Source organism: Kitasatospora sp. NPDC092039 (assembly GCF_044756065.1).
Classification (GTDB): Bacteria; Actinomycetota; Actinomycetes; order Streptomycetales; family Streptomycetaceae; genus Kitasatospora.
Window position 1 is genome coordinate 158,297 of record NZ_JBIVSD010000019.1, and the last position, 22,958, is coordinate 181,254.

At 73.8% G+C, this 22,958-nt stretch carries 20 protein-coding genes and 1 pseudogene; 14 read left to right on the forward strand and 7 right to left on the reverse strand.

The features are described from left to right. Nucleotides 1–681: 681 nt before the first annotated feature. From ACIQI7_RS31045 to ACIQI7_RS31060, 4 genes are all read left to right on the forward strand, one after another. Nucleotides 682–1,392, forward strand: a complete 711-nt coding sequence (locus tag ACIQI7_RS31045; protein ID WP_387758092.1) for an urease subunit gamma — start codon at nt 682–684, stop codon at nt 1,390–1,392. Next, nucleotides 1,389–3,110, forward strand: a complete 1,722-nt coding sequence (locus ACIQI7_RS31050; RefSeq protein ID WP_387758090.1) for an urease subunit alpha — start codon at nt 1,389–1,391, stop codon at nt 3,108–3,110. The genes ACIQI7_RS31045 and ACIQI7_RS31050 overlap by 4 nt, the downstream gene beginning before the upstream one ends. Before the next feature lie 20 nt (nt 3,111–3,130). Then, nucleotides 3,131–4,177, forward strand: coding sequence for an agmatine/peptidylarginine deiminase (locus tag ACIQI7_RS31055; protein ID WP_401116500.1), 1,047 nt, complete (start codon nt 3,131–3,133; stop codon nt 4,175–4,177). A gap of 95 nt (nt 4,178–4,272) precedes the next feature. Continuing rightward, nucleotides 4,273–4,872 (forward strand): TetR/AcrR family transcriptional regulator, encoded by a 600-nt coding sequence (locus ACIQI7_RS31060; protein WP_401116503.1) that lies wholly within the window; start codon nt 4,273–4,275, stop codon nt 4,870–4,872. A 796-nt stretch (nt 4,873–5,668) separates the two neighbouring features. Here ACIQI7_RS31060 and ACIQI7_RS31065 read toward each other — a convergent pair. After that, the gene (locus tag ACIQI7_RS31065; protein WP_401116506.1) at nt 5,669–7,384 is read right to left on the reverse strand and encodes a hypothetical protein; all 1,716 of its coding nucleotides are present in this window, start codon (nt 7,382–7,384) and stop codon (nt 5,669–5,671) included. Nucleotides 7,385–7,700: 316 nt separating this feature from the next. Between ACIQI7_RS31065 and ACIQI7_RS31070 the strand changes: the two genes are divergently transcribed. The 3 genes from ACIQI7_RS31070 (at nt 7,701) to ACIQI7_RS31080 (ending at nt 9,739) form a co-directional block, all read left to right on the forward strand. Further along, nucleotides 7,701–8,240, forward strand: coding sequence for a hypothetical protein (locus tag ACIQI7_RS31070; RefSeq protein ID WP_401116509.1), 540 nt, complete (start codon nt 7,701–7,703; stop codon nt 8,238–8,240). Between the two features lie 102 nt (nt 8,241–8,342). Continuing rightward, nucleotides 8,343–9,008 (forward strand): DUF3105 domain-containing protein, encoded by a 666-nt coding sequence (locus tag ACIQI7_RS31075; RefSeq protein WP_387758082.1) that lies wholly within the window; start codon nt 8,343–8,345, stop codon nt 9,006–9,008. Continuing rightward, a complete protein-coding gene (locus ACIQI7_RS31080; protein ID WP_401116513.1) occupies nt 9,005–9,739 on the forward strand; it encodes a DUF305 domain-containing protein in 735 nt (244 codons plus the stop codon). The genes ACIQI7_RS31075 and ACIQI7_RS31080 overlap by 4 nt, the downstream gene beginning before the upstream one ends. 211 nt (nt 9,740–9,950) lie before the next feature. Here the strand turns inward: ACIQI7_RS31080 and ACIQI7_RS31085 are convergent, their stop codons facing one another. After that, on the reverse strand, nt 9,951–11,474 hold the full coding sequence (locus ACIQI7_RS31085) for an MFS transporter (protein WP_401116516.1): 1,524 nt from the start codon (nt 11,472–11,474) through the stop codon (nt 9,951–9,953). A gap of 216 nt (nt 11,475–11,690) precedes the next feature. On the opposite strand from ACIQI7_RS31085, the gene ACIQI7_RS31090 reads away from it, so the two are divergent. Next, the gene (locus ACIQI7_RS31090) at nt 11,691–12,263 is read left to right on the forward strand and encodes a MarR family winged helix-turn-helix transcriptional regulator (RefSeq protein ID WP_401116519.1); all 573 of its coding nucleotides are present in this window, start codon (nt 11,691–11,693) and stop codon (nt 12,261–12,263) included. Between the two features lie 42 nt (nt 12,264–12,305). Next, on the forward strand, nt 12,306–12,827 hold the full coding sequence (locus tag ACIQI7_RS31095; protein WP_401116522.1) for a GNAT family N-acetyltransferase: 522 nt from the start codon (nt 12,306–12,308) through the stop codon (nt 12,825–12,827). A 30-nt stretch (nt 12,828–12,857) separates the two neighbouring features. On the opposite strand, the gene ACIQI7_RS31100 is transcribed toward ACIQI7_RS31095, so the two are convergent. Both ACIQI7_RS31100 and ACIQI7_RS31105 read right to left on the reverse strand, forming a co-directional pair. Beyond that, nucleotides 12,858–13,367 carry a methylated-DNA--[protein]-cysteine S-methyltransferase gene (locus ACIQI7_RS31100; protein ID WP_401116525.1) on the reverse strand — a complete coding sequence of 170 codons (510 nt, stop codon included), beginning with the start codon at nt 13,365–13,367 and terminating at the stop codon, nt 12,858–12,860. Continuing rightward, nucleotides 13,364–14,980: a DNA-3-methyladenine glycosylase 2 family protein gene (locus tag ACIQI7_RS31105; RefSeq protein ID WP_401116528.1), complete on the reverse strand. Its 1,617-nt coding sequence runs from the start codon at nt 14,978–14,980 to the stop codon at nt 13,364–13,366. The genes ACIQI7_RS31100 and ACIQI7_RS31105 overlap by 4 nt, the downstream gene beginning before the upstream one ends. Before the next feature lie 313 nt (nt 14,981–15,293). Between ACIQI7_RS31105 and ACIQI7_RS31110 the strand changes: the two genes are divergently transcribed. Then, nucleotides 15,294–15,752, forward strand: a complete 459-nt coding sequence (locus tag ACIQI7_RS31110; protein WP_401116531.1) for an ASCH domain-containing protein — start codon at nt 15,294–15,296, stop codon at nt 15,750–15,752. A gap of 64 nt (nt 15,753–15,816) precedes the next feature. Here ACIQI7_RS31110 and rsgA read toward each other — a convergent pair whose 3' ends face one another. The 3 genes from rsgA to ACIQI7_RS31125 all read right to left on the reverse strand — a co-directional run bounded on the left by rsgA (nt 15,817) and on the right by ACIQI7_RS31125 (nt 20,434). Next, nucleotides 15,817–16,953, reverse strand: a complete 1,137-nt coding sequence (rsgA, locus tag ACIQI7_RS31115; RefSeq protein ID WP_401116534.1) for a ribosome small subunit-dependent GTPase A — start codon at nt 16,951–16,953, stop codon at nt 15,817–15,819. A gap of 342 nt (nt 16,954–17,295) precedes the next feature. Beyond that, a complete protein-coding gene (locus tag ACIQI7_RS31120) occupies nt 17,296–18,483 on the reverse strand; it encodes a cytochrome c oxidase assembly protein (RefSeq protein ID WP_401116537.1) in 1,188 nt (395 codons plus the stop codon). 520 nt (nt 18,484–19,003) lie between these two features. Then, nucleotides 19,004–20,434, reverse strand: coding sequence for a YihY/virulence factor BrkB family protein (locus ACIQI7_RS31125; protein ID WP_401116540.1), 1,431 nt, complete (start codon nt 20,432–20,434; stop codon nt 19,004–19,006). A gap of 177 nt (nt 20,435–20,611) precedes the next feature. On the opposite strand from ACIQI7_RS31125, the gene ACIQI7_RS31130 reads away from it, so the two are divergent. The 4 genes and pseudogenes from ACIQI7_RS31130 to ACIQI7_RS31145 all read left to right on the forward strand — a co-directional run. Beyond that, complete coding sequence (locus ACIQI7_RS31130) at nt 20,612–20,695, forward strand: putative leader peptide (protein WP_310593185.1); 84 nt, start codon at nt 20,612–20,614, stop codon at nt 20,693–20,695. A gap of 198 nt (nt 20,696–20,893) precedes the next feature. Next, nucleotides 20,894–22,618 carry a nitrite/sulfite reductase gene (locus ACIQI7_RS31135; protein ID WP_401116544.1) on the forward strand — a complete coding sequence of 575 codons (1,725 nt, stop codon included), beginning with the start codon at nt 20,894–20,896 and terminating at the stop codon, nt 22,616–22,618. Next, nucleotides 22,615–22,797, forward strand: coding sequence for a hypothetical protein (locus tag ACIQI7_RS31140; RefSeq protein WP_030060859.1), 183 nt, complete (start codon nt 22,615–22,617; stop codon nt 22,795–22,797). The genes ACIQI7_RS31135 and ACIQI7_RS31140 overlap by 4 nt, the downstream gene beginning before the upstream one ends. After that, nucleotides 22,778–22,958 (forward strand): annotated as a pseudogene (locus tag ACIQI7_RS31145) (phosphoadenylyl-sulfate reductase); the annotation flags it as partial. The gene ACIQI7_RS31140 and the pseudogene ACIQI7_RS31145, both read left to right, overlap by 20 nt.

The following is a 22,958-nucleotide window of genomic DNA, read 5'->3' on the forward strand; positions in this document are numbered from 1 at the left end:
CTGCCGCGGGAATCGCGACTGACCGTCCATCAACCCTTGCCCCCGCCCTGAATCCCAGGCCCCCGCCTCCGGATCCCCCGCCGGCCGGGTGGCCCCCTCGATCTGACCACTCATCCTCATGCCCAGTTGACGGCGTTTGCAACAGTGTGCGTCCGATCACGTGGGGTGAAAGGGGCACGGGGTGGTTCGCGTGATCCAACTGCCCGCGCCGGACAGGTTTGCGAAGCGCAGAGGCCGTTTTCGAGGACGCCCCCATCCGAGCCCGCGCACACCCGGCGCCCGTGCGGACCGTGCGCCCGCCTGCGCGCCCCTCCCCGCGCCTCCCGCGCGCGGGAGGCGCGGGGAGGGGCGGGACGCCGGGACCGGGGACGACCGGCGCCGGGGGCCGGGCGCCGGGGGCCGGGACGCGGGCTCGCGGGCGCTCCCCGTCCCGTCCGGGCCGCTCACCCCCATCCCCCGCCCAGCAAGCCGAACGCCCGCGCAGCGGCAACGCTGGACAGGGCGGCCCGGTGCGGGTTCAATGACCCGAGAAGTTTGAACGACGTTCTAACATCGTCCCCGGAACATCCGAACCCGGAACGTCCGAACCCCGGACCTTCCGGGACCGGGCCCCTTCCGGGACCGGACCCCTTCCGAGGCCCCGAGCCGACCCCCTCCCCCGGCGACCGCGAGCGAGGAACCGTGCGACTGACCCCCACCGAGCGGGACCGGCTGCTGATCTTCACAGCAGCCGAGCTGGCCCGCGCCCGCCGCGCCCGGGGCGTGCGCCTCAACATCCCCGAGGCCACCGCCCTGATCGCGGACACCGTCTGCGAGGCCGCCCGCGACGGCCGACGCCTGGCCGAGGCCATCGAGGCCGGCCGCTCCGTGCTGACCGCCGAGGACGTGCTGCCCGGCGTGCCGGACGTGGTCACCGTCGTCCAGGTCGAGGCGGTCTTCGACGACGGCACCCGCCTCGCCGTCGTCAACGACCCGTTCCGCGGCGCCGGCTCGCTCGGCGACGAGGCCCCCGGCGGCGCGCTGATCGGTGACGGCACCGGCTACGACCCGGTCGAGGAGACCCTGCTGCTCCCCGTCCACAACACCTCCGGGGTGCCGATCTCGGTCACCTCGCACTTCCACTTCTTCGAGGCCAACCCGCGTCTGGCCTTCGACCGGGCCGCCGCCTACGGCACCCACCTGGCCGTCCCGGCCGGCTCCTCGGTCCGCTTCGACCCGGGCAGCACCGTGGAGGTCGGCCTGGTGCCGATCGGCGGCGAGCGGGTCGCGATCGGCTTCGCGGGGCTCGTGGACGGTCCCCTCGACGCGCCCGGCGCGAAGGAGGCCGCCCTCGCGAAGGCCCGCGCGACCGGCTACCTGACCAGCTTCGACGACTCGGAGGTGCCCTCGTGACGGCGATCTCTCCCCACGACTACATCTCCGTGCACGGCCCGCGCGCCGGGGACCGCGTCCGGCTCGGCGACAGCGGACTGATCGTCCGCGTGGAGTCCGACTCCCAGGCCCCCGGCGACGAGTTCCTGGCCGGCTTCGGCAAGACCGCCCGCGACGGCCTGCACCTCAAGCCCGCCGCCGTCCGGGACACCTGCGACGTGGTGATCAGCAACGTGCTGGTGATCGACGCGGTCCAGGGCATCCGCAAGACCTCGATCGGCCTGATCGGCGGCCGGATCGCCTCGATCGGGCGGGCGGGCAACCCGGACACCCTGGACGGCGTCGACGTGGTCGTCGGCACCGGCACCACCATCGTCTCCGGCGAGGGCCTGATCGCCACCGCCGGCGCCATCGACACCCACGTCCACCTGCTCTCGCCGCGGATCATGGAGGCCTCGCTGGCCTCCGGCGTCACCACGATCATCGGCCAGGAGTTCGGCCCGGTCTGGGGCGTCGGCGTCAACTCGCCCTGGGCGCTGCGCCACGCCTTCAACGCGTTCGACGCCTGGCCCGTCAACATCGGCTTCCTGGGCCGCGGTTCGTCCTCCGACGAGGCCCCGCTGATCGAGGCGCTGGCCGAGGGCGGCGCGTCCGGCTTCAAGGTGCACGAGGACATGGGCGCGCACACCCGCGCCCTGGACACCGCGCTGCGGGTCGCCGAGGAGTACGACGTCCAGGTCGCCCTGCACACCGACGGCCTGAACGAGTGCCTGTCGGTCGAGGACACCCTGAAGGTGCTGGAGGGCCGGACCATCCACGCCTTCCACATCGAGGGCTGCGGCGGCGGGCACGTCCCCAACGTGCTCAAGATGGCGGGCGTGCCGAACGTCATCGGCTCCTCCACCAACCCCACCCTGCCGTTCGGCCGGGACGCGCTCGGCGAGCACTACGACATGATCGTCTCCGCGCACGACCTCAAGCCCGACCTGCCCGGCGACGCCGCGATGGCCCGCGACCGCATCCGGGCCGGCACCATGGGCGCCGAGGACGTGCTGCACGACCTCGGGGTCATCGGCATCACCTCCTCCGACGCCCAGGGCATGGGCCGGGCCGGCGAGACGGTGCGCCGCACCTTCGCCATGGCCGGGAAGATGAAGGCCGAACTCGGCCCGCTCGACGGCACCGGCTCGTACGGGACGACGGAGAGCGGCGACGACAACGAGCGCGTGCTGCGCTACATCGCCAAGCTCACCGTCAACCCGGCCATCGCGCACGGCCTTTCGCACGAGGTCGGCTCGATCGAGGTCGGCAAGCTCGCCGACATCGTGCTCTGGCGCCCGGACCACTTCGGCGCCAAGCCGCAGCTGGTCCTCAAGGCCGGCTTCCCGGCGTACGGCGTGGTCGGCGACCCCAACGCCTCCACCGACCGCTGCGAACCGCTCGTCCTGGGGCCCCAGTTCGGCGCCCACGGCGCGACCGCCGCCGACATCTCGGTGGCCTTCGTCGCCCAGGCCGCCGCCGACGGCGCCTACCTCGACCGGGCCGCCGACGGGCTGCCCACCCGCCGCCGCCGTGTCGGCGTGCGGAACACCCGCGGCATCGGGCCGCGCGACATGGTGCGCAACGCCCGAGTCGGCCACGTCGAGGTCACCGAGACCGGACTGGTCTCCCTGGACGGCTCGCCGCTGCGCTCCGAGCCCGCCGACAGCGTCTCGCTCAGCCGCCTCTACTTCCTCTGACCCTCCCCTAGGACGCGACGATGACCACCCCCACCCCCGCCTCGCTCGGCTACCGGATGCCCGCCGAGTGGCACCCGCACGACCGCACCTGGATGGCCTTCCCCACCGCCAACCCCACCTTCGACGGCCCCGAGCAGCTGCACGCCGCCCGCCAGGCCTGGGCCGCCGTCGCCGACACCATCGCCGGGTACGAGCCGGTGACGCTGGTCGTCAACACCGGTGAGACCGCGGAGGCGCGCAAGTACGTCTCCGAGCGGGTCGAGATCGTCGAGCGCCCGCTGAACGACGCGTGGATGCGCGACATCGGCCCGTCCTTCCTGATCGACGGCAAGGGCTCGCTGGCCGCCGCCGACTGGATCTTCAACGGCTGGGGCGCGCAGTCCTGGGCCCGCTGGGACAAGGACCAGCACATCGCCGAGCACATCGGCGAACTGACGCAGGCGCGGCGCTTCGCCTCCCGGCTGATCAACGAGGGCGGCGGCATCCACGTCGACGGCGAGGGCACGGTGCTGGTCACCGAGACCGTCCAGCTCGGCGAGGGCCGCAACGCGGACTGGACCAGGGAGGAGGTCGAGGCCGAGCTGCACGCCTTCCTCGGCACCACCAAGGCGATCTGGCTGCCGCGCGGGCTCACCCGCGACTACGACGAGTTCGGCACCCGCGGGCACATCGACATCGTCGCCTCCTTCGTGCGCCCCGGCGTCGTGGTAGCCCACGTCCAGCCCGACCCCGCGCACCCGGACCACGAGGTCTGCCGCGAGCTGGTCGCCGTCCTGCGGGCCTCGACCGACGCCCGGGGCCGGCCGCTGGAGGTCATCGAACTGCCCGCCCCCACCGTCCTGCTGGACGAGGACGGCGAGCCGGTCGACTACTCGTACATCAACCACTACGTGGCCAACGGCGCCGTGATCCTGTGCGCCTTCGACGACCCGCGCGACCAGCAGGCCGCCGACATCCTCGCCGAGGCCTACCCGGGGCGCACCGTCGAACTCGTCGACGCCCGCGAGATCTTCGCCAACGGCGGCGGTATCCACTGCATCACCCAGCAGCAGCCGAAGGCGCTCTGACACCCCACCCGGGTGGGAGCCGCGCGCTCCCACCCGGGCCGCCTTCCGAGCGCCGGGCAGCCTTCCGTGCGCCGTGCCACCGAGGAGATCCGCACATGGCCGACCCCCGCCCGCGCCGGCCGGCCCGACCCCGCGAGGAGGTCTTCGCCGCCGCCCGGGCCGCGATCGCCGAACACGGGCTCGCCGGACTCACCATGGCCGGGCTCGGCAAGCAGCTCCAGATGAGCGCCGGGCACCTGCTCTACTACTTCGGCAGCAAGGACCAGCTGCTGCTGGAGACCCTCCGCTGGAGCGAGGACCAGCTCGGCGCCCGCCGCCGCGAGGCCCTCGCCGACCGCGCCCTCGACCCCTGGCAGCGCCTCGACGCCTACCTGCGCCTCTACCTGCCGGAGGGGGCCGGGGACCCGCGCTGGATCCTCTGGGTCGAGGTGTGGGGCCGCTCCCCCGCGAGCTCCGAGATCCGGCAGGGCCAGCAGGAGATCGAGGCACCCTGGCAGGCCGACCTGGTCGCCCTCATCGAGGAGGGCACCGCCACCGGCCACTTCACCCCGGGCCCCGCCGCCGACCGCGCGGTGCAGATCCGCGCCCTGCTCGACGGCCTCGCCGTCCCCATCGCCATCGGCCTCCCCGACGCCCACCGCCCCGCCGCCCTCACCCAGGCCACCGCCGTCACCACCATCCTCCTCCGCACCTGACCCCCCTGCGCCCCTGCGCCCGCCGCCAGCCGGTGGCCCTGGCCCTGCGCGAGAAGTCGGCGGGGCCGACTTCTCGCGCGAACACCCGACTAGCCGGCTGGATGTGCAGATCGGGCTACAGATTCGCGCGCATGCAGGCACCCCCGCGCATAGGAAGTCGACCCAACCGACTTCCTACGCGACCACCCAGCGCTCCCTGCCACCGAATATGCAGACCGGTCTACACATTCGCCCTGCCCGAACACCCACTGACCCCCTCCCTACGGTGGCGACCTGAACACCTGCACACGAGAAGTCGACCAGACCGACTTCTCCCGCAGGGTGAGCCTGCGAACGTGACCCTGGGGGATAAATATGCAGACCGGTCTACAGATTTACTCTCTTAAGCCCCGCGCACAGGAAGTCGACCCAACCGACTTCCTGCGTGAACACCCAACGCTCCCTCTGCCTCGGATATGCAGACCGGTCTACATATTCGCTTCGCCCATGCACCCACGAGCTCTCTCCACTACGGCAGCGACCTGAGCACCAGTACACGAGAAGTCGATCAGACCGACTTTTCGCGCAGCGCTCAGCCTCTGAACCTGGCCCTCCGGGAAATTAATATGCAGATCGGTCTACATATTTGTCGGGCCAGGCACCTTCGCAAAGGAGTCCGCCCGGTCGCCCTGGCACCGCACGCAGGAAGTCGGCAGGGCCGACTTCCTGCGCGGTAGGGGAAGCGGGGGGCGGGGCGTGAGAAGTCGGCCGGGCCGACTTCCCGTGCGGGGGTGGGGTCGCGCAGGTTGGGCCGGGGTCACTCGGTCCAGATGGCGGCGGCTGTGCGGTCGTCGGCGTAGCCCTTGGCGCGGACCTGGACCTGGCGGAGGAAGTCGACGGTGCCCGGGGGGTGGGGGTGGGTCCAGTGGGAGGAGAGGAAGTGGGCGACGGCCGGTTCGTCGGCGATGGGGCGGGCCAGGCCAGGGGCGCAGAGGAGGAGGATGTCGCCCGGCGTCGCGGGGACGAGCCGGAAGCGGAACGGGCGCGGGCCGGGGGCCGGAGCCTCGGGGACCGGCGGCTGACCGTCCGGGTGGTGCAGGAGTCGGGCCGCGTAGGCGTCGATCCAGTGGCCGGAACGCAGCAGGTAGAGCCCGCCCGGCCCGATGCCGAAGGCCGCGCGGTAGCCGGCCTCCGGGTCGAGCGACACCATCAGGCAGTGCAGCGAGGCCGGTGACGAGCTGTCGTCCCCCTCGGCCCGGGGCACCAGGGCGCGCAGCGGGGCGGCCGCACCGGTGGCCAGGCGCTGGAGGCCGTAGCGGAGCCGGTCGCGGGCGCCGTCGCGCAGGTCTGCGGCCAGTCCGGCCCGGCTGCGCCCGATCGCGGCGGCGAGCTGGTGGCACGCCTCCCCGGTGGCAGCTGCGACCGCGCCCGCGGTGACCGCCTCCTCCTCGGCAGTCCCGCCCGTACGGTCGAAGCCGCCGAGGACGGCGAGCAGCAGGCCGTCGGGCCCCTCGCCGAACCGGGTGACCAACAGGGAGTCGCGGCGCGGCTCGCCCCGGTAGCGCGCGGAGTCACCCCGCACGGAGGCGGCACGCAGCACGGACGATCCGTACTGGGCGCCGTCCAGCACGGTGTCCGGTACGAGCGCGCGCAGTGCGCCCGGGTCCGCCTCGGGTACGGCCGTCGGCTCGGGTCCGTAGGTCGGAGGGCGTTCGCCGACGTGGGGGACGGCGGCGCCGCCGTCGGCGAGCGGTGCGCGGACGGCCAGGCGGGGGTCCGGGACGGCCGCGGCCTGGACCACGAGCTCAGGGTCGGGGTCGGAGTCGGGCTCCGGGGCGTGGACGGGCCCAGGCTCGGGCTCCGGTTCGGGATCGGGTTCGGGCCCAGCTTCGGGCTGTGCCTCGACGACGGGCTCGGGCTCGGGCGCAGGTTCGGGATCGGGTCCGGCCTCGGGCTGTGCCTCGACGACGGGCTCGGGCTCGGGCGCAGGTTCGGGGGTGGGCACCGGGGTGGGCTTCTCCAGGGAGACCGGGTCCGAGACCGGTACGGCCTCCGGCTCCGGTGCCGCCTTCGGTGCGTCGTCGGCGAAGGCGGGGGCCGGGAACTGGTGGGTCTCGGTGGAGGTCCGACTCCCGATCCCCTCCGTGCCTCCGATCACGCCGACCGCGGTGTCGAACCAGTCGTCGATGCTGTCCCGGTTGTCCGAGCCCGCTGAGATCTCAGAGCCCCCTGGGCCCGGCAAGCCCGCCGGCCCCTCGGAACCGTCAGGCTCACCGGGCGTCTCCGGCTCGGATTCCGCCTTCGCCTCCGCTTCTGGTTCAGGCTGCGCCTCCGGTTCAGGCTGCGCCTCCGGCTCCGCCGACCGCTGCTGCCCGATGAGCCCGACCGCCGTGTCGAACCAGTCGTCCACGCTGCCGTCCCCCGGGTCGGCGTGCGGGGTGTCCGGGAGGGTGCCCGTCGGACCGTCGTAGACGGCGTCCCACCAACCGTCGTCCGGCCGGTGCGGTTGTGCGGGTGCACCCTGCTTGCTCATCTGACGGCTCCTGGTCGTTCCGTGGTCGCGCCGCCCCCGGCGGGCCGGGCTGACGACATTGTTCTCCACCCGCGACGGCCCTGTCCGGGTTTCGGCGACAACCGGTCACCCACCGGAAAGTCCCGGCCACCGCGCTCACCAGCCGGTTCGCCGGACCGGCGCCGGGTACGTCATCGGTTCGTCCGCTTCCGTTCCGTCCGCGCTTGCCGGATGTGTCCGGAGCAGGGCGTTTCCTGGCCATCCGGGTGTCCTGGCCGCCGAAAATGGGGGCCAATGGGGGGCATCGCATCACTCGTTCGGCTGATTAAATGTGCGCATGACCGCGTCGGCCCCCAGTTCACCCCGACCGGGGAGGGCCGCGTCCGCGGGCCGCCCGGTGGGTCGGCTGTTGGTCCTGCTGCTCGCCGCGCTGCTGACGCTGCTGCCCTGCGCGGGCCCGGCGAAGGCGGCGGACGGCTCCGGGCATCCGGCGCCGCCCTCGGCCACGGTCGGCGCCGTCACCGTCGTCAGTGTGGTCAATGTCCAGGTCGCCACCGGGCAGACCTCCCACAGCGGCCGCGCCGCGAAGGTCACCAAGTCCGCGCAGTCCTCGGACCACCACCGGACGGCCGAGGAGCAGGGGCACTGGATCCTCTGCACCGCCGACGGCCAGCCGCCGCGCAACAACGGCTGCTCCAGCCACCCGTACTGCCCGCAGGACGCCCAGCTGCCGAACCCGCCGCCGCAGCCGCAGCCCGCCGTGTCACCGCTGACCCCCGCCGCGCCCGAGGCGCTGCCCCGGGTGGTGCCGACCGGTCTGCTGGACGGCTCGCACCCGGTTCCCGACCTGCACGAACTCCAGGTCCACCGGTCCTGAGTGGAACCCGCCGTCGGCACGACCGCCGACGGATCCGCCCTTCCTCTCACTCCAGCTGACCGCCGCCACCGACCCGGTGCGGCGGGGACAAGGACGACCACCATGGGTTCCGCTTCCAAGCAGTCCAACAAGCCCGGCGGCAAGCAGGCCGGCGGCGACCGCCGCGCCCGGATCGCCGAGCTGCGCGCCGCCGAGCAGCGCCGCGACCGCCGCAACAAGATCTTCGCCTCGGTGGCGGCAGGCGTGCTGGTGATCGGTGCGATAGCCACCGGCACCTGGGTCGTCATGGACCAGAACCAGAAGAAGAAGGACAAGGAGACCGCCGCCAACGCGGACATCCCGGGTGTGAAGACATTCGGCGAACTGAGCCGCACCCACGTCAAGGACAAGGTCACGTACCCGATGACCCCGCCGGTCGGCGGCGACCACAACGCGATCTGGCTGGACTGCATGGGCCACGTCTACGACCAGCCGGTCGAGAACGAGCGCGCCGTCCACTCGCTGGAGCACGGCGCGGTCTGGGTGACGTACAACGGCAAGGCCACGCCGGACGACCTCAAGACCCTCTCCGACAAGGTCAAGAAGACCCCGTACTCGCTGATGAGCCCGTACCCGGACGAGGAGGGCACCATCACCCTCAACGCCTGGAGCACCCAGCTGATCGTGGAGAGCGCCAGCGACCCGCGGGTGGAGCAGTTCTTCACCAAGTACGTCCAGGGCAAGCAGACCCAGGAGCCGGGCGCCTCCTGCACCATGGGGCAGATGTGACCGCCGAGCCGGGCCGCCCCGACGGGGCCGTGACGGAGGACGCCGCGCACGCCGAGGCGGACGCCGTCGAGGAGGGCGGCCCCTCGCACCGCCGCCGGATGTGGTGGCCGGCCGCGCTGGCCGCCGCCGTGGCGCTGGCGCTCGGGGTGCCGGCCCTGGTGGCGAGCGGGACCTCCGCGTCCGGCTCGTCCACGCTGTCCGTCCCGGCCGACGACTCCCCCGAGGCCGGGTTCGCCCGCGACATGGCCACCCACCACCAGCAGGCCGTGGACCTGTCGTTCGTCGTCCGGGACCGCACCGCCGACGAGCCGACCCGCACCCTGGCCTTCGACATCATCAACACCCAGGCCAACCAGCGCGGGATGATGATGGGCTGGCTCGACCAGTGGGGGCTGTCCCAGCACGCGACCGCCACGCCGATGGCGTGGATGAAGATGGGCCACGAGTACCAGGCCCACGACGGTTCGCTGATGCCCGGCATGGCCACCAACACCCAGATCGCGAAGCTGCGCACGCTCAGCGGGCGGGACGCCGAGGTGTACTACCTCCAGCTGATGATCGAGCACCACAAGGGCGGCGTCGAGATGGCCCAGGGCTACGTCGACAAGGCCGGGAACGAGACGGAGAAGCGGCTCGCGCAGTCGATGGTGGTCGGCCAGACCTCCGAGCTCCAGCTGATGACCGACATGCTCAAGGAGCGCGGCGCCGCCCCCGGCGTACCCGCCTCCTGAGCGACCGCTCCGCACCCTCCGCGGCTGGGCCGCCTCGGGCGCGCTCCGGGCGTTGCGGGCATTGCGGGCGTTCCGCAGGCCGTGTGCTCCGTGTGCTCCGTGAGCCCCGCGTTCTCCCCGGACGGCCGGGGCGCCGGCGGGGACGGTCCCGTACCGTCCCCGCCGCGCCCCGGCCGTCCGCCGTTCTGCCGGTTCCTCCCCGCCGTGGCCCTCAGGCCCGGGCGGGCCGGGTGAGGAGCGCGGCCGCGGCCGCGACGGCGGCGAGGATGAGGAGGACCGTCCGCCCACCGGACTCGGCGCCCGCCAGGTGGACGCCGAGGACGGACAGCGCCATGCCGAGGGCCGTACCCAGGCTGCGGGCCATGTTCACCATGCCGCCGCCGACCGCCGAGCACTGCGCCGGGATCGCCCGCATCACCAGCGCGTTGTTGGCGGGCAGCAGCAGGCCCAGCCCGTACCCGGCGATCAGCAGCGGGGGCGCCGCCGCGACCGAGGCCGGAAGCACGGCGAACAGCAGCAGTCCGGCGGCCGCGAGCAGTGCGCCGAGGCGGCACCTGGTCACGTCCGACCAGGCACGGGGCAGCAGCCCGCCACCGACCGTCGCGGCGAACGCGAACGCGGCGGGCAGCAGGGTGACCACCAGGCCCGCGTGGGCCGTCGACACCCCCGCGCCGGTGAGCAGCACCGGGCCCAGCACCAGCGGGCAGAACAGCAGTAGGTAGCCGATCAGTGCCACCACCAGGCCGGAGCGCACACCCGAGGTGTTGATCAGGCCGGGTGCCAGGATCGGCCGGGCGGCCCGCCGTTCCTGGCGCACCAGCGCCAGGGTGAGGGCGGTGGAGGCGAGCAGCAGGGCGGCCACCGCCCAGCCGGGCAGGGGCAGTCCGGAGGCGGTGGACAGGGCGAGCAGCAGCGCGGTGGTCGCCCCGGTGAGCAGCAGCATGCCGGGCAGGTCGAAGCGGGCGTCCTCGCGGGGCCCGTCGAGTCGGGCTTCGGAGAGACGGGCTTCGCTGTGCCGGGCTTCGGAGAGACGGGCTTCGCTGCGGCCGGCCCCGGCGAGGCGGGGGCCCGGCACGGCGGCCGGGGCGGCCGGGGCGTCCGACGCGCAGGTGCGGGTGCGGGGCAGCAGGTACCAGCCGGCCACGATGCCGAAGACCGCGATCGGCACGTTGACCCAGAACACCCAGCGCCACGAGGCGTGCTCCACCAGCAGTCCGCCGAGGCTGGGTCCGAGCGCCAGGCCGAGGCCCTGGGCTGAGGCCTGGATGCCGAGCGCGCGCCGCATCGCGCGCTCGGGGACGCCGCGCGCCACCAGGGCGACGCTGTTGGCCTGCATCATCGCGGCGCCGACCGCCTGGACGGCGCGGCAGCCGACCAGGGCCCAGAGGCCGCCGGCGAATCCGGCGCCGAGCGAGGAGAGGCCGAAGACCGCGAAGCCGCCGATGTACATCGTCTTGCGGCCGACCCGGTCGGAGAGCCAGCCGATCGGGGCCAGCAGGGCGACCAGGACCAGCAGGTAGGCCAGGGCGACCCACTCGACGGCGGCGAACCCCGCGTCGAAGTCGCGGCCGATGGCGGGGAAGACCAGGGCGATGACGCTCGCGTCGAGCTGGCCGAGGAAGGCTCCGAGGCAGACCGTGGCGACGGCGAGCCAGTGGGCGTGGCGCCAGTCGGCTATGCCGCGCGGCCGGGGCCGCTCGGTGAGCAGCCGCGAGGCGAGGGTGGCGGCGTTCATGTGCACGAATATATCGGATACAGATATGTTCGTGCTACGAGCAGATCGCTCTACGACGGGTTGCCTCCCACGGTACGGGCGGTGCCCCGGACGGACGCCTGCCACGAAGCCCGCGACGGCACCCGCGACGGCGCCGCGAGCAGGCGCGGCCAGGTGCGACCGCGGGCCCCGAACCGGCCGCCGGACCGCCCCGCACCAGGAGATACGCTGTCCGCCATGCCGTCGTCACCACACGTTCCCGACCCCGCCGCCGGAAGCACCGACCCGGCGGTCGAGCACGCCCGGCGGCTGACCGACACCGTCACCCGGCTGCGCCGCGCGCTGCGCAGCAGCATCCGCACCGACTACCCGTGGGAGTCCCTGCCGATGGCGCAGGTCGAACTCCTCCAGACGCTGGCCGCCGCACCGCTGCGGGTCGGCGAGCTGGCCTCGCGGCAGCGCCTCGCGCCCAACACCGTCAGCGGGCTGGTCGGCAAGCTGCTCGACGCCGGGTTCGTCGACCGCCAGGCCGACCCCGGCGACCGCCGCACGGCCCGGATCGCCCTCACACCGGCCGGCCGGCGGCAGCTGGACGACTGGCAGCACGCCCACGAGCGGCGGATCGCCACCGCGTTCGGCACCCTCGACCCGGCCGACCGGGCGGCGGTCGTCGACGCCCTGCCGGCGCTCGAAGAGCTCGCCCGTGCCCTCGCCCGGACCGGCACCGGGGCCGAGCAGGGGCCTGCGGCCGAGCGGGAGGTCACGGCCGAACCGGGGTCGACCGCCGAACAGGGCCCCGGGGCCGGATAAACCGCTGGTAGCCGGGGTCCGTCCGGCGCTAACGTCCCCGGCATGACCACCGCAGACGTACGGGCAGAGGTACGGATCGAGCCCTGGACGGACGACGACCTCGCGCTGCTGCGCCGGGTCAACACGCCGGAGATGAAGAAGCACGTCGGCGGGCCGGAGAGCCCGGAGCAGCTGCTCGTACGGCACCGGCGCTACCTGGACTTCGTCCCGTCCGGGCTCGGCTGCATGTACCGGATCGTGCTGCTGCCCGAGGGTGAGGCAGTCGGGACGGTCGGCTACGGCACCCGGCTCTGGGAGGGCCGGACCGTCCACGAGATGGGGTGGAACGTGCTGCCCGGCTTCCAGGGGCGGGGCATCGCGGTCGCCGCCACCCGCGCGGCGGTCGCGGCCGCCCGCCGCGAAGCCGCGCACCCCCACCTGCACGCCTTCCCCTCGGTGGACAACGCCGCCTCCAACGCGGTCTGCGCGAAGGCCGGGTTCACGCTGCTCGGCGAGACGGACTTCGAGTTCCCGCCCGGGCGGCTCATGCGCAGCAACAACTGGCGGGTGGACCTATGGAGTTGAGCGCAAGGCGCGGCTGGACGCCTGCGGAGGTCAGAACAGGGCGCCGCCCTCCAGGTCCAGCAGCCAGCGCTTGCGGTCCACGCCGGCGGCGAAGCCGGTGAGCGCGCCGTTGGCGCCCAGCACCCGGTGGCAGGGGCGGACGATCAGCAGCGGGTTGGCGCCCACCGCGCCGCCGACCGCCCGGACCATGCGCGGCTCCTGCCCGGCCAGCTCGGCGAGTTCGCCGTAGGTGACGGTCCTGCCGTACGGGATCTCGTCCAGCGCGGCCCAGATCCGGCGGCGGAACTCGGTGCCCTCGGGCGCGAGCGGGAGGTCGAAGCCGGTGCGCTCGCCGGCGAAGTAGGCGGTCAGCTGGGCCACCGGCTCGGCGAGCGCCTCCGGGTCGAGCACCCAGTCGCCGGCGGGCTCGGCGAGCGCGTACTTCTGACCGGGCGCGGTGACGGTGGCCAGCGCGGCCGGTCCGCCGTCCTCGGGCAGCACCCCGCTGAGCAGCAGCCGGCCGAAGGGGCTCTCCATGGTGGTGTAGACGGTGGTGCTCATGCTCGTCCGTTCTCCGTTCCGGTGCTGCTGGTGCTGGTGCTGGTGCTGGTGACTTTGCCGCCGGTGCTGGGGCCGGGGCTCGCGGGGCCGGCCCACAGCCGGTGGACGGCGTAGGAGCGCCACGGGGCCCAGGCCTCGGCGGCGCGGGCGGCGGACTTCGGGTCCCCGGCGGCGCCGAGACGGAGCAGGCCGTGCTTGACGCCCACGTCACTCGGGAGGAAGACGTCCGGGTCGGCCAGGGCCCGCATCCGCAGGTAGCCGACCGTCCAGGGGCCGATCCCTGGCAGGTCCAGCAGGGCGGCCGCGGCCTCCTCCCGGTCGGCCCCGCTGTCCAGCCGGACCACGCCCTCCGCCAGCGCGGCGCACAGCCCGGTGAGCGCGCGGCGGCGGGCGGCGGGCATCGCGAAGTCCTCCGGGTCGGCGGTGGCCAGGGCCGCCGCGGTCGGGAAGAGCAGGCGCAGACCGCCGCTGGGCTCGGGCAGCGCGGTGCCGTACTTCTCGGCGAGCCGTCCGGCCAGGGTACGGGCGGCGACGACGCTGATCTGCTGGCCGAGGACGGCGCGGACGGCGAGCTCGTGCGGGTCCACGTGGCCGGGCGAGCGCAGACCGGGGCGCTCGCGGACCAGCGGGCCGAGCAGCGGGTCGGCGCCGAGCTGGTCGTCGACCGCGAGTGGGTCGGCGTCCAGGTCGAAGAGGATGCGCAGGCGCTGGACGGCAGTCGGCAGGTCGCGCAGGTCCGCGAGCAGCAGGCGGCAGTCGAGCCAGCCGCGGGTGCGGGGCTCCCCCGGCGCCAGGCCGTCGACCTCGGCGATGCCGTGGCCGTACGGGAGCGCGAGGGTGCGGCGGTACACGCGCACGCCGGGGCGCGCGCCGGGGACGACCTCCTCCACCCCGGGAACGGCGCGCAGGGCGAGGAAGTCGATCAGGTGCTCGCTGTCGAGCGCGCCGCGGTAGGCGAGGCGCAGGGTCAGCCCACCGGCCGGGGTCGCGGTGCGGCGGCCGGCGGCGACCTCGGCGCGCAGGCCGCTGGGGGTGCGGTCGTAGACCTCGCGCACGGTGTCGTTGAACTGGCGCACGGAGGCGAAGCCGGCCGCGAACGCGACGTCGGTGACGGACAGTTCGGTGGTCTGGAGCAGCAGGCGCGCGGTCTGCGCGCGGCGGGCGCGGGCCAGCGCGATCGGGCCGGCGCCCAGCTCGGCGGTCAACTGGCGCTGCAGCTGGCGGGAGCTGTAGCCGAGGCGGCCGGCCAGACCGGCGACGCCCTCGCGGTCCACCACGCCGTCGCCGATCAGGCGCATCGCCCGGCCGACCAGGTCGGCGCGGTGGTTCCACTCGGGCGAGCCCGGCACGGAGTCGGGGCGGCAGCGGCGGCAGGCGCGGAAGCCGGCCCCCTGGGCGGCCGCGGCGCTGGGGTAGAAGACGCAGTTGACGCGTTTGGGGGTCACGGCCGGGCAGCTCGGACGGCAGTAGATGCCGGTGGAGGTGACCGCCGTGAAGAAGACCCCGTCGAAGCGGGAGTCGCGGCTGTCCACGGCTCGGTACCGGATGTCGTCGTCGATCACGTTGTCCAGTTTGCGGCACCGGGAGGGGGGTGACTGGCGGGAATCGGACATCGCCGTTGATCGCTCCTTTGGGGGGCCTCCCCCTCCCCCTCTCCCCCCACCCCACCCACCACCCGCCTCGCCCGAGAAGCCTCGGGAGCCCGGGGAACCTGCGGCTCCGCAGCTCCACGACCCCGTCGCCCTACAGCTCGCGTGCTCGTGGGCCCGCGAGCCCGCGACTCGTCGACTCCCGGCCCACCGGCCACCGGCCATCGCCCGCCGGCCATGCGCCCATGGCCGGCGGGCCCTCCGTGCGGCGCCCGCGACGAGTCGCCCGGCCCGAAATTCGCGAGCCCGCCGGCCGCCGCGCCGTTACTCTCACGGCATGAGCGACCAGCAGCCCTACACCGGTCCGGACGACCCGCGCGTCGTCGCCCTGCCTCCGGCCGAGTTCGCGTTCCCCGGTCCGCTGCGGGACCAGTTGGTCGCCGCGATCCTCGACGGTGCCAAGACCAGCACCACCGGCCTGGTCGCCGACTACGAGCACGAGGGCGACCCCCTGCCGCTGCCCGGGGAGCGCTCCGCGGTCGTCGACTCGGACGAGCACAGGGTCGCCGTGATCGAGACCACGGACGTCCGCGTGGTCCCGCTCGCGGAGGTCGACCTCCAGCACGCCCTGGACGAGGGCGAGGGGTGCACCAGCGTGGCCGAGTGGCGTGCGGTGCACGAGCGGTTCTGGCGCAGTCCGGAGATGCTCGACGCCCTCGATGACCCGGGTTTCACCGTGGACGACACCACTCCGGTGGTCCTGCAGCGCTTCCGCGTGGTGGCCGACCTCCGCTGAGCCGGGCGGGCCCGGCGGAGGCCGGCCGGCGGCCGTTGCTGCGGCGGCCGGCCGGTGCCGGGACTCAGCGCTTCACCGGACCTCCCGCGGCTCGCATCGACTTGGTGATCGTCTTCCACTTCTGCAGCCGCTCCTTGGCCACCCGGGCGTCCGAGCGCGAGGCGATCCACTCGTTCTCGCGCTGGAGCTTGAGGTAGCTGTCCATCCGGCGCTGCGGCAGGGTGCCGTCGGCCAGCGCCTCCTGCACCGCGCACCCCGGCTCGGTACGGTGGCCGCAGTCGTGGAAACGGCACTCCTCGGCCAGCTCGGCGATGTCGGCGAAGGCCAGGTCCACGCCCTCGCCACCGTAGAGGCCGACCTCGCGCAGCCCGGGGGTGTCGATCAGCACGCCCCCGCCGGGCAGCGGGATCAGCTCGCGGGTGGTCGTGGTGTGGCGGCCCTTCTGGTCGACCTCGCGGGCCTCCTGGACGGTCATCACCACGGAGCCGACCAGCGCGTTGGTGAGCGTGGACTTGCCGACACCGGACTGGCCTATCACCGCGGTGGTGCCGGGGGTGCAGGCGCGGAGCACGTCCATGCCCTCACCCGTCTCGGCGCTCACCACGAGCACCGTGACGCCGGGAGCGACCGCCTCGACGTCGGCCCGGATGAAGTCGGCGTCGTCGACGAGGTCGGCCTTGGTGAGGACGACCAGCGGTTCGGCGCCGGACTCCCAGGCCAGGGCGAGGAAGCGCTCGATCCGCCCGAGGTCGGGATCGGTCGCGAGGGAGGAGGCGATCAGCACGGTGTCCACGTTGGCGGCCAGCACCTGGCCGTCGGAGCGCTTGCCGGCCACCTTGCGGATGATCGCGGTGGAGCGCGGCAGCAGCGCGACGACGGAGGCCATCGGCTGGGCGTACAGGTCGACCGCCGCCCAGTCACCCGTGCACGGGCAGTTGATCATGTCGGCGTCGCCCACCGGCCGGGTGTCGAACCGGACGGTACGGGGCTCGCCCGTCTCCGGGTCGGTGATCACGGCGTCGCACTGGCCGCGGTCGACCCGGACGATCCGGGCCGGGAGCAGCCCGGCCTCGCCGAGCGGGGTGAACAGCTCCGCGAGCTCGGCCGTCCAGCCGTAGCCGGTCAGCGCGGAGGCCTCGTCGGAGAACGAGGAGGAGGAAGAGGAAGAAGAGAACGACGGAACGGAGGCAGCGTTGAACAACGCAGTGGCCCTTCGGGAGGAGATGGTCCCGGCGGGCTACGGCTGGCGCGAAGGGCTCAGCCGACGGCCGGGGAAAGGAGGTGAACGCGAGTGCTGCCCAGGGCAGCTATCGGGGCGACAACGACCACGGGGTTCACCTCCTGCTCTCTACTCCTCGGGCGGCCCAATGGCCCCCGAACCGGACGTGTCACACGCTAGCGGACCGGGGAACCCGGGCCAACCTATTTTTGACCTGCGGAAATGCGGAGCGGAGGGCATCAGGAAGGCCTCGGCGGACAAAAATTGGCCCGCCTGACGCACACGCAGCCGGCCGCCGCCAGTCGACCCGCCAGCCCGCGCGACCTACCCCCCGTACCGGTGCTTGAGGTTCGGGTCGTCCAGCCACCACGGCCGCATCTCCGCCTCCGTCTCCGCCTCCTCCTCCGGCCGCCCCGCCGCCCGTGCCCGCGCGGCCGCCGCCGCGAAGCGGGCGTCCAGCTCGGCGTCCACCGCCTCGGCCTCCTCCCGCCCCCGCACCACCATCCGCCGCACCAGCGCGGCCAGGAACGGCAGCCCGACCAGGTCCCCCAGCACCCAGAAGGCGTTGCCGCCCCAGGTCTGGTCCTGTGCCGGGCTCGGGCCCCACGGGCGCCCGAGCGCCAGGTAGTAGTGCTCGGCGACCAGGTGTCCGCCGTAGATCAGCACGATCCCGAGCCCCGCGTCGAAGATCACCTCCGCGAAGGTGATGAACAGCCCGACCAGGTGCGGGTACTCGTGCCCGACCGGGTCCAGCTGCAGGCGCGGCCAGAAGTACGCGAGGCCCAGCAGCACCAGCGCCAGGTGCAGCACCGCGTTCCCGAGCCCGCTGGACACCGACCACTCGTACCAGGGCGTGAAGTAGAGCAGCCACGGCGGCGCCATCAGCAGGGCGGTGGAGACCGCCGGGAACATCAGCACCTTGGACGGGCGGCTGCGCAGCGCCCGCAGGAGGCGCTCCCGCCTGGCCGCCGGCGCCGCCTCGACCAGCAGCGAGACCGGCGCGCCGAGCGCGAGCAGCAGCGGGACGACCATCAGCAGCAGCACGACCTGCACGGCCCGGTCGGTGAAGAGGATCCGGTCGTACACGCCGAGGCCGGAGCAGGTGCACCAGACCCACAGCAGCAGCCCGCCGAGGAACGCGGCGGTACGGGTGGCCTGCCAGCGCCCGTCGCCGGACCGGCCACCCTCGGACCGTCCACCACCGAACCACCCGTCGCCGGACCGCCCACCACCGGACCACCCGCCACCGGACCGGTCACCGCCGGACCCGGCCCGCTCCCCCGCCGCCCGGGTGACCCTGCGCACCGCCGCCAGGTACCAGGCCCCGAGCAGCACCGACAGCGCGAGCACCAGCGGCTCGGCCGTCCAGGAGGTCGCCAGGTCGGACCACTGCCTCGGCGGCGGCCCGTTGTAGGCGAGCGCCGAAGCGGGTCCGCCGACCAGATGGCCCCCCGGTCCGCCCGCCAGGCCACCCACCGCGCCGTCCACCACCGCGTCCATCCGCCCGCTCACCTCGCTCGTCCCGGCGGTCCCGGACCATCGGGCGCCCGCCGCCGGGGCACCCCGGCGCCCGGCCATGGTGTCCCGCCGACGCGGCCCCGCCGCACCCGGGCCCCGACTCGATACCCGGACCTGAGGAAAGCTTTACCGAGCCCCAACAGTGTTGTGCCCAGGCAAGGTTCTGCCCGTCGGCGAGAACCGCCCGTGCCCGACAAGGGACTGACAAGAGGTGCGGACCACGGCACCCGGCGAAGGCCGCCGGCTCGCGGCGCGCCACCGCGACACCGAACCGGGCCTGCCGGCCCCCGCGGTCGCAGTCCGTCCGCCGGGGCGCGTCGCCACCGCCCTGGCGCCCACCGGCAGATTGCCTCCCGAGCTGCCGGTGCACGGCCTGTCGCCGGACGCACCGGCCGCGCCGACCGGGGCGGCCACCGCCGACCACCCACCGCCGACACCGTGCGCACCCGCCACCGACGCAACAGGGCCTCCCCGCACGCGCGGAAGAGGCCCTGCTCCTGTTCCTGAAGTCCGCCTACCGCTCGTCCCACGGCGGCCACGGCGGTCGGGGCGGCCGCGGCGGATACCCCGGTACCTGCCGCCCCGGCGGTCCCTGCGACGGCCCTGGCGGCGGCCCCGGCACGGGTCCGGGCCGCGCCCCGCCCGGCTGCACCCCCGGCTCCGCCCCCGCCTGACTCCCCGCCTGCTCCCCAGGCTGCCCTCCCGCCGCCGGTCCCGCCGGCCGGTCGCTGTCCGGCGGCGGCGGCCCGGGCCGGTGGTGCGGCCCGCCCCGGGCGGTGAGCCGCCCGCGCACGTTCTCGGCGGCCAGCACGTCGGCCCACCGCTCCGGGTACTCGGAGGGCGCGTCCACGTCCTCGCCCTCGTCCTCGCCCCACTCCTCCTCGACGCCCTCGGCGAGCCCGAGTTCGCGCGCCCGCCGGGCCCGTTCGACGGCCCGCCGGGCGGCGACCTCGCGGACCACCGCGGCGGCCGCCTCCTCGTGGGCGCGCTCGTTCTCGGCGCGCGCGTCGGCGGTCTCCAGGGTGGGCCAGCGGCGGTCTATCGCGGCGTTCATCGCGGCGCCGATGAGCACCGCGAGCGCCACCACGAAGATCCACAGCAGCACCGCCACCGGCGCCGCCAGCGAGCCGTACACCGAGGGGCCCTCGACCGAGCTGACCAGGTAGAGCCGCAGGCCGACGCTGCAGAAGACCAGCACCACCAGGGCGACCAGGGCGCCGGGGATGTCCTCGCGCCACGGGGTCGAGACCGGGACGGCCAGGTGGTAGAGGGTGGTCAGCGAGACGATCAGCAGCACGATCGCGACCGGCCAGTAGAGGGCGCCGACCAGCCCGGCCACGCCCGGCACGGCGTTCTCCACCAGTCCCGGCCCGGCCATCAGCAGCGGCAGCACCAGCGAGCCGATCACCAGGGCGCCGAGGTAGAGGCCCAGCGACATCAGGCGGGTCTTGACGATGCCCCGCTTGCCGTCGAGCCCGTACATGACGGTGATGGTGTCGATGAAGATGTAGAGCGCTCTGGAGCCGGACCACAGCGACAGCAGGAAGCCGATCGAGACGAGGTCGGGCCGGGTGTGGTCGAACACCTGGTTGAGCAGCGGGACCACGACCTCCTTGACGGAGGAGTCCGACAGCACCGTCCCGGAGGCCGAGACGATGTCGTGCTTGAGCCGGTCGATGGTGCCCGCGCCGAGGAACTCGTCGAGGTAGCCGAGGGTGCCGGCCAGGCCGAGCAGCAGCGGTGGGATCGACAGCAGGGTGAAGAAGGCCGCCTCCGCGGCGAGCCCGGTGACCCGGTACTCGACGCAGGTGTTGGTGGTGTCCTTCACCAGCTCCCACGCCGTGCGGCGCCAGGTGGCCTGTTTGGCCGCGCGCCGGGAGCCCTTGCCCCTTCGCCGGGAGGGCCGCTCGGCGTTCGCTCTGCTCGTATCGCCTGCTGCTTGCACAGGGCCAACCGTATCGGGCCGGGGCCGCGCGGTTGATCTCCCCGTGGTGCGGGCGCGTGCCCGGACGTCCGGGCGGGGAGCGGCGGGAACATCCGGATGTCCCACATGACGAAACCTCAGCGTCCAGCATTCGGATGTTAGTGGACCGCGAGTCCCGCGCCGTGCGAATCTCTTGCCATGCCTAGCGCCGGAACCACCCTAGTAGGTCGACTCCACGTCGATCTCCTTCGCGTGTCCAGCGCCATCTGTCCGGTGACCTGAGCCCCACCCCGCCGCACCACCGCACCCGGCGCCGCCCTTCCCCGCCGTCCCCGCCGCAGCGGATGCGCAGGCGCCCGCCCGGTCCCGGTCACTGCGCTCAAGGCCTTGATGAATCCGCAGGTCAGAGCAGCACCGAACGGCCGAGCACGCTCCGCGACCCATCCGGCGCCAGCGCCACCTGCCCAGAAGGACTTCACCATGGCCACCTTCCCCGAGACCGTCGAGCCCCCGGCCGACCGCGCCGCCGAGCGCCGCCCGGCAGCGGCCCGCAAGGCGACCCGCCACCGCGGTGAGGGCCAGTGGGGCATGGGCCACTACACCCCCCTGAACGCCAACGAGCAGTTCAAGAAGGACGACGACGGTCTCAATGTGCGGACACGTATTGAGACGATCTACGCGCACCGGGGCTTCGACTCGATCGACCCGGCCGACCTGCGCGGCCGGATGCGCTGGTGGGGGCTCTACACCCAGCGCAAGGAGGGCATCGACGGCGGCAAGACCGCGATCCTCGACCCGCACGAGCTGGACGCCGAGTACTTCATGCTCCGGGTGCGCATCGACGGCGGCCGGCTGACCGTCCCCCAGCTGCGGGCGGTCGCCGAGGTCTCCGAGCAGTACGCGCGCGGGACCGCCGACCTGACCGACCGGCAGAACATCCAGTACCACTGGATCCGGATCGAGGACGTCCCGGCGATCTGGCGGAAGCTGGAGGCCGTCGGCCTGTCCACCACCGAGGCCTGCGGCGACACCCCGCGCGTCATCCTCGGCTCCCCGGTGGCCGGCATCGCCGAGGACGAGATCATCGACGGCACCAGCGCCATCGAGGAGATCCAGCGCCGCTTCATCGGCAACCCGGAGTTCTCCAACCTGCCGCGCAAGTTCAAGAGCGCGGTCTCCGGCTCCCCGCTGCTGGACGTCGCGCACGAGATCAACGACGTCTCCTTCGTCGGCGTGGTCCACCCCGAGCACGGCCCCGGCTTCGACCTGTGGGTCGGCGGCGGCCTGTCCACCAACCCCAAGCTGGGCGTGCGGCTCGGCGCCTGGGTCCCGCTGGAGCAGGTGCCGGACGTCTACGGCGGGGTCATCGGCATCTTCCGCGACTACGGCTACCGGCGCCTGCGCAACCGCGCCCGGCTGAAGTTCCTGGTCGCCGACTGGGGCGTGGAGAAGTTCCGCCGGGTGCTGGAGGAGGAGTACCTCGCCCGCCCGCTGGTCGACGGCCCGGCCCCCGCCGAGCCCGCCGCCCGCTGGCGCGACCACGTCGGCGTCCACCGACAGAAGGACGGGAAGTTCTACATCGGCTTCGCGCCGCGCGTCGGCCGGGTCGACGGCAAGCTGCTCGGCCGGATCGCCGACCTCGCCGCCGCCCACGGCAGCGACCGGGTCCGCACCACCGCCGAGCAGAAGATGCTCATCCTCGACATCGCCGAGGAGCACGTCGACTCCGTGGTGGCCGGCCTGGAGGAACTCGACCTGCGGGTGACCCCCTCGCCGTTCCGCCGCGGCACCATGGCCTGCACCGGCATCGAGTACTGCAAGCTCGCCATCGTCGAGACCAAGGAGCGCGGCCGCACGCTCATCGACGAGCTGGAGCAGCGCCTGCCGGACTTCGCCGAGCCGCTGACCATCAACATCAACGGTTGCCCGAACGCCTGCGCCCGCATCCAGGTCGCCGACATCGGCCTCAAGGGCCAGCTGGTCACCGACGAGAACGGCGACCAGGTCGAGGGCTACCAGGTGCACCTCGGCGGCGCGCTCGGCCTGGAGGCCGGCTTCGGCCGCAAGGTCCGCGGCCTCAAGGTCACCAGCGCGGGCCTGCCCGACTACGTCGAGCGCGTGCTGACCCGCTACCAGGCCGACCGCACCGAGGGCGAGCGCTTCGCCCAGTGGGCGGCCCGGGCGACCGAGGAGCAGCTGTCGTGAGCGAGCGGGCCGCGCCGTTCTTCTGCCCGTACTGCGGGGACGAGGACCTGCGTCCCTCCGAGGCCGGCCACGGCGCCTGGGAGTGCCACGGATGCCGCCGCGCCTTCCAGTTGAAGTTCCTCGGACTGCTGTCACCGACCAACCACGGGGGTACGTCACATGAGCAGCACCGGGACTGACCACGAGGCGGCCGCCGTCCGGGCCGGGCGCGAGCTGGAGGAGGCGAGCGCGCAGGAGGTCCTGACCTGGGCCGCCGAGACCTTCGGCAAGCGGTTCTGCGTGACGTCGTCGATGGAGGACGCGGTGGTCGCGCACCTGGCGTCGTCGGTGTTCCCGGGGG

Coding starts and splice junctions, on each gene's coding strand:
- ACIQI7_RS31055 (WP_401116500.1), top strand. CDS start 3,131: ATGACCACCCCCACCCCCGCCTCGCTCGGCTACCGGATGCCCGCCGAG.
- ACIQI7_RS31060 (WP_401116503.1), top strand. CDS start 4,273: ATGGCCGACCCCCGCCCGCGCCGGCCGGCCCGACCCCGCGAGGAGGTC.
- ACIQI7_RS31065 (WP_401116506.1), bottom strand. CDS start 7,384: ATGAGCAAGCAGGGTGCACCCGCACAACCGCACCGGCCGGACGACGGT.
- ACIQI7_RS31070 (WP_401116509.1), top strand. CDS start 7,701: ATGACCGCGTCGGCCCCCAGTTCACCCCGACCGGGGAGGGCCGCGTCC.
- ACIQI7_RS31075 (WP_387758082.1), top strand. CDS start 8,343: ATGGGTTCCGCTTCCAAGCAGTCCAACAAGCCCGGCGGCAAGCAGGCC.
- ACIQI7_RS31085 (WP_401116516.1), bottom strand. CDS start 11,474: ATGAACGCCGCCACCCTCGCCTCGCGGCTGCTCACCGAGCGGCCCCGG.
- ACIQI7_RS31090 (WP_401116519.1), top strand. CDS start 11,691: ATGCCGTCGTCACCACACGTTCCCGACCCCGCCGCCGGAAGCACCGAC.
- ACIQI7_RS31095 (WP_401116522.1), top strand. CDS start 12,306: ATGACCACCGCAGACGTACGGGCAGAGGTACGGATCGAGCCCTGGACG.
- ACIQI7_RS31100 (WP_401116525.1), bottom strand. CDS start 13,367: ATGAGCACCACCGTCTACACCACCATGGAGAGCCCCTTCGGCCGGCTG.
- ACIQI7_RS31105 (WP_401116528.1), bottom strand. CDS start 14,980: ATGTCCGATTCCCGCCAGTCACCCCCCTCCCGGTGCCGCAAACTGGAC.
- ACIQI7_RS31110 (WP_401116531.1), top strand. CDS start 15,294: ATGAGCGACCAGCAGCCCTACACCGGTCCGGACGACCCGCGCGTCGTC.
- ACIQI7_RS31130 (WP_310593185.1), top strand. CDS start 20,612: ATGCCTAGCGCCGGAACCACCCTAGTAGGTCGACTCCACGTCGATCTC.
- ACIQI7_RS31135 (WP_401116544.1), top strand. CDS start 20,894: ATGGCCACCTTCCCCGAGACCGTCGAGCCCCCGGCCGACCGCGCCGCC.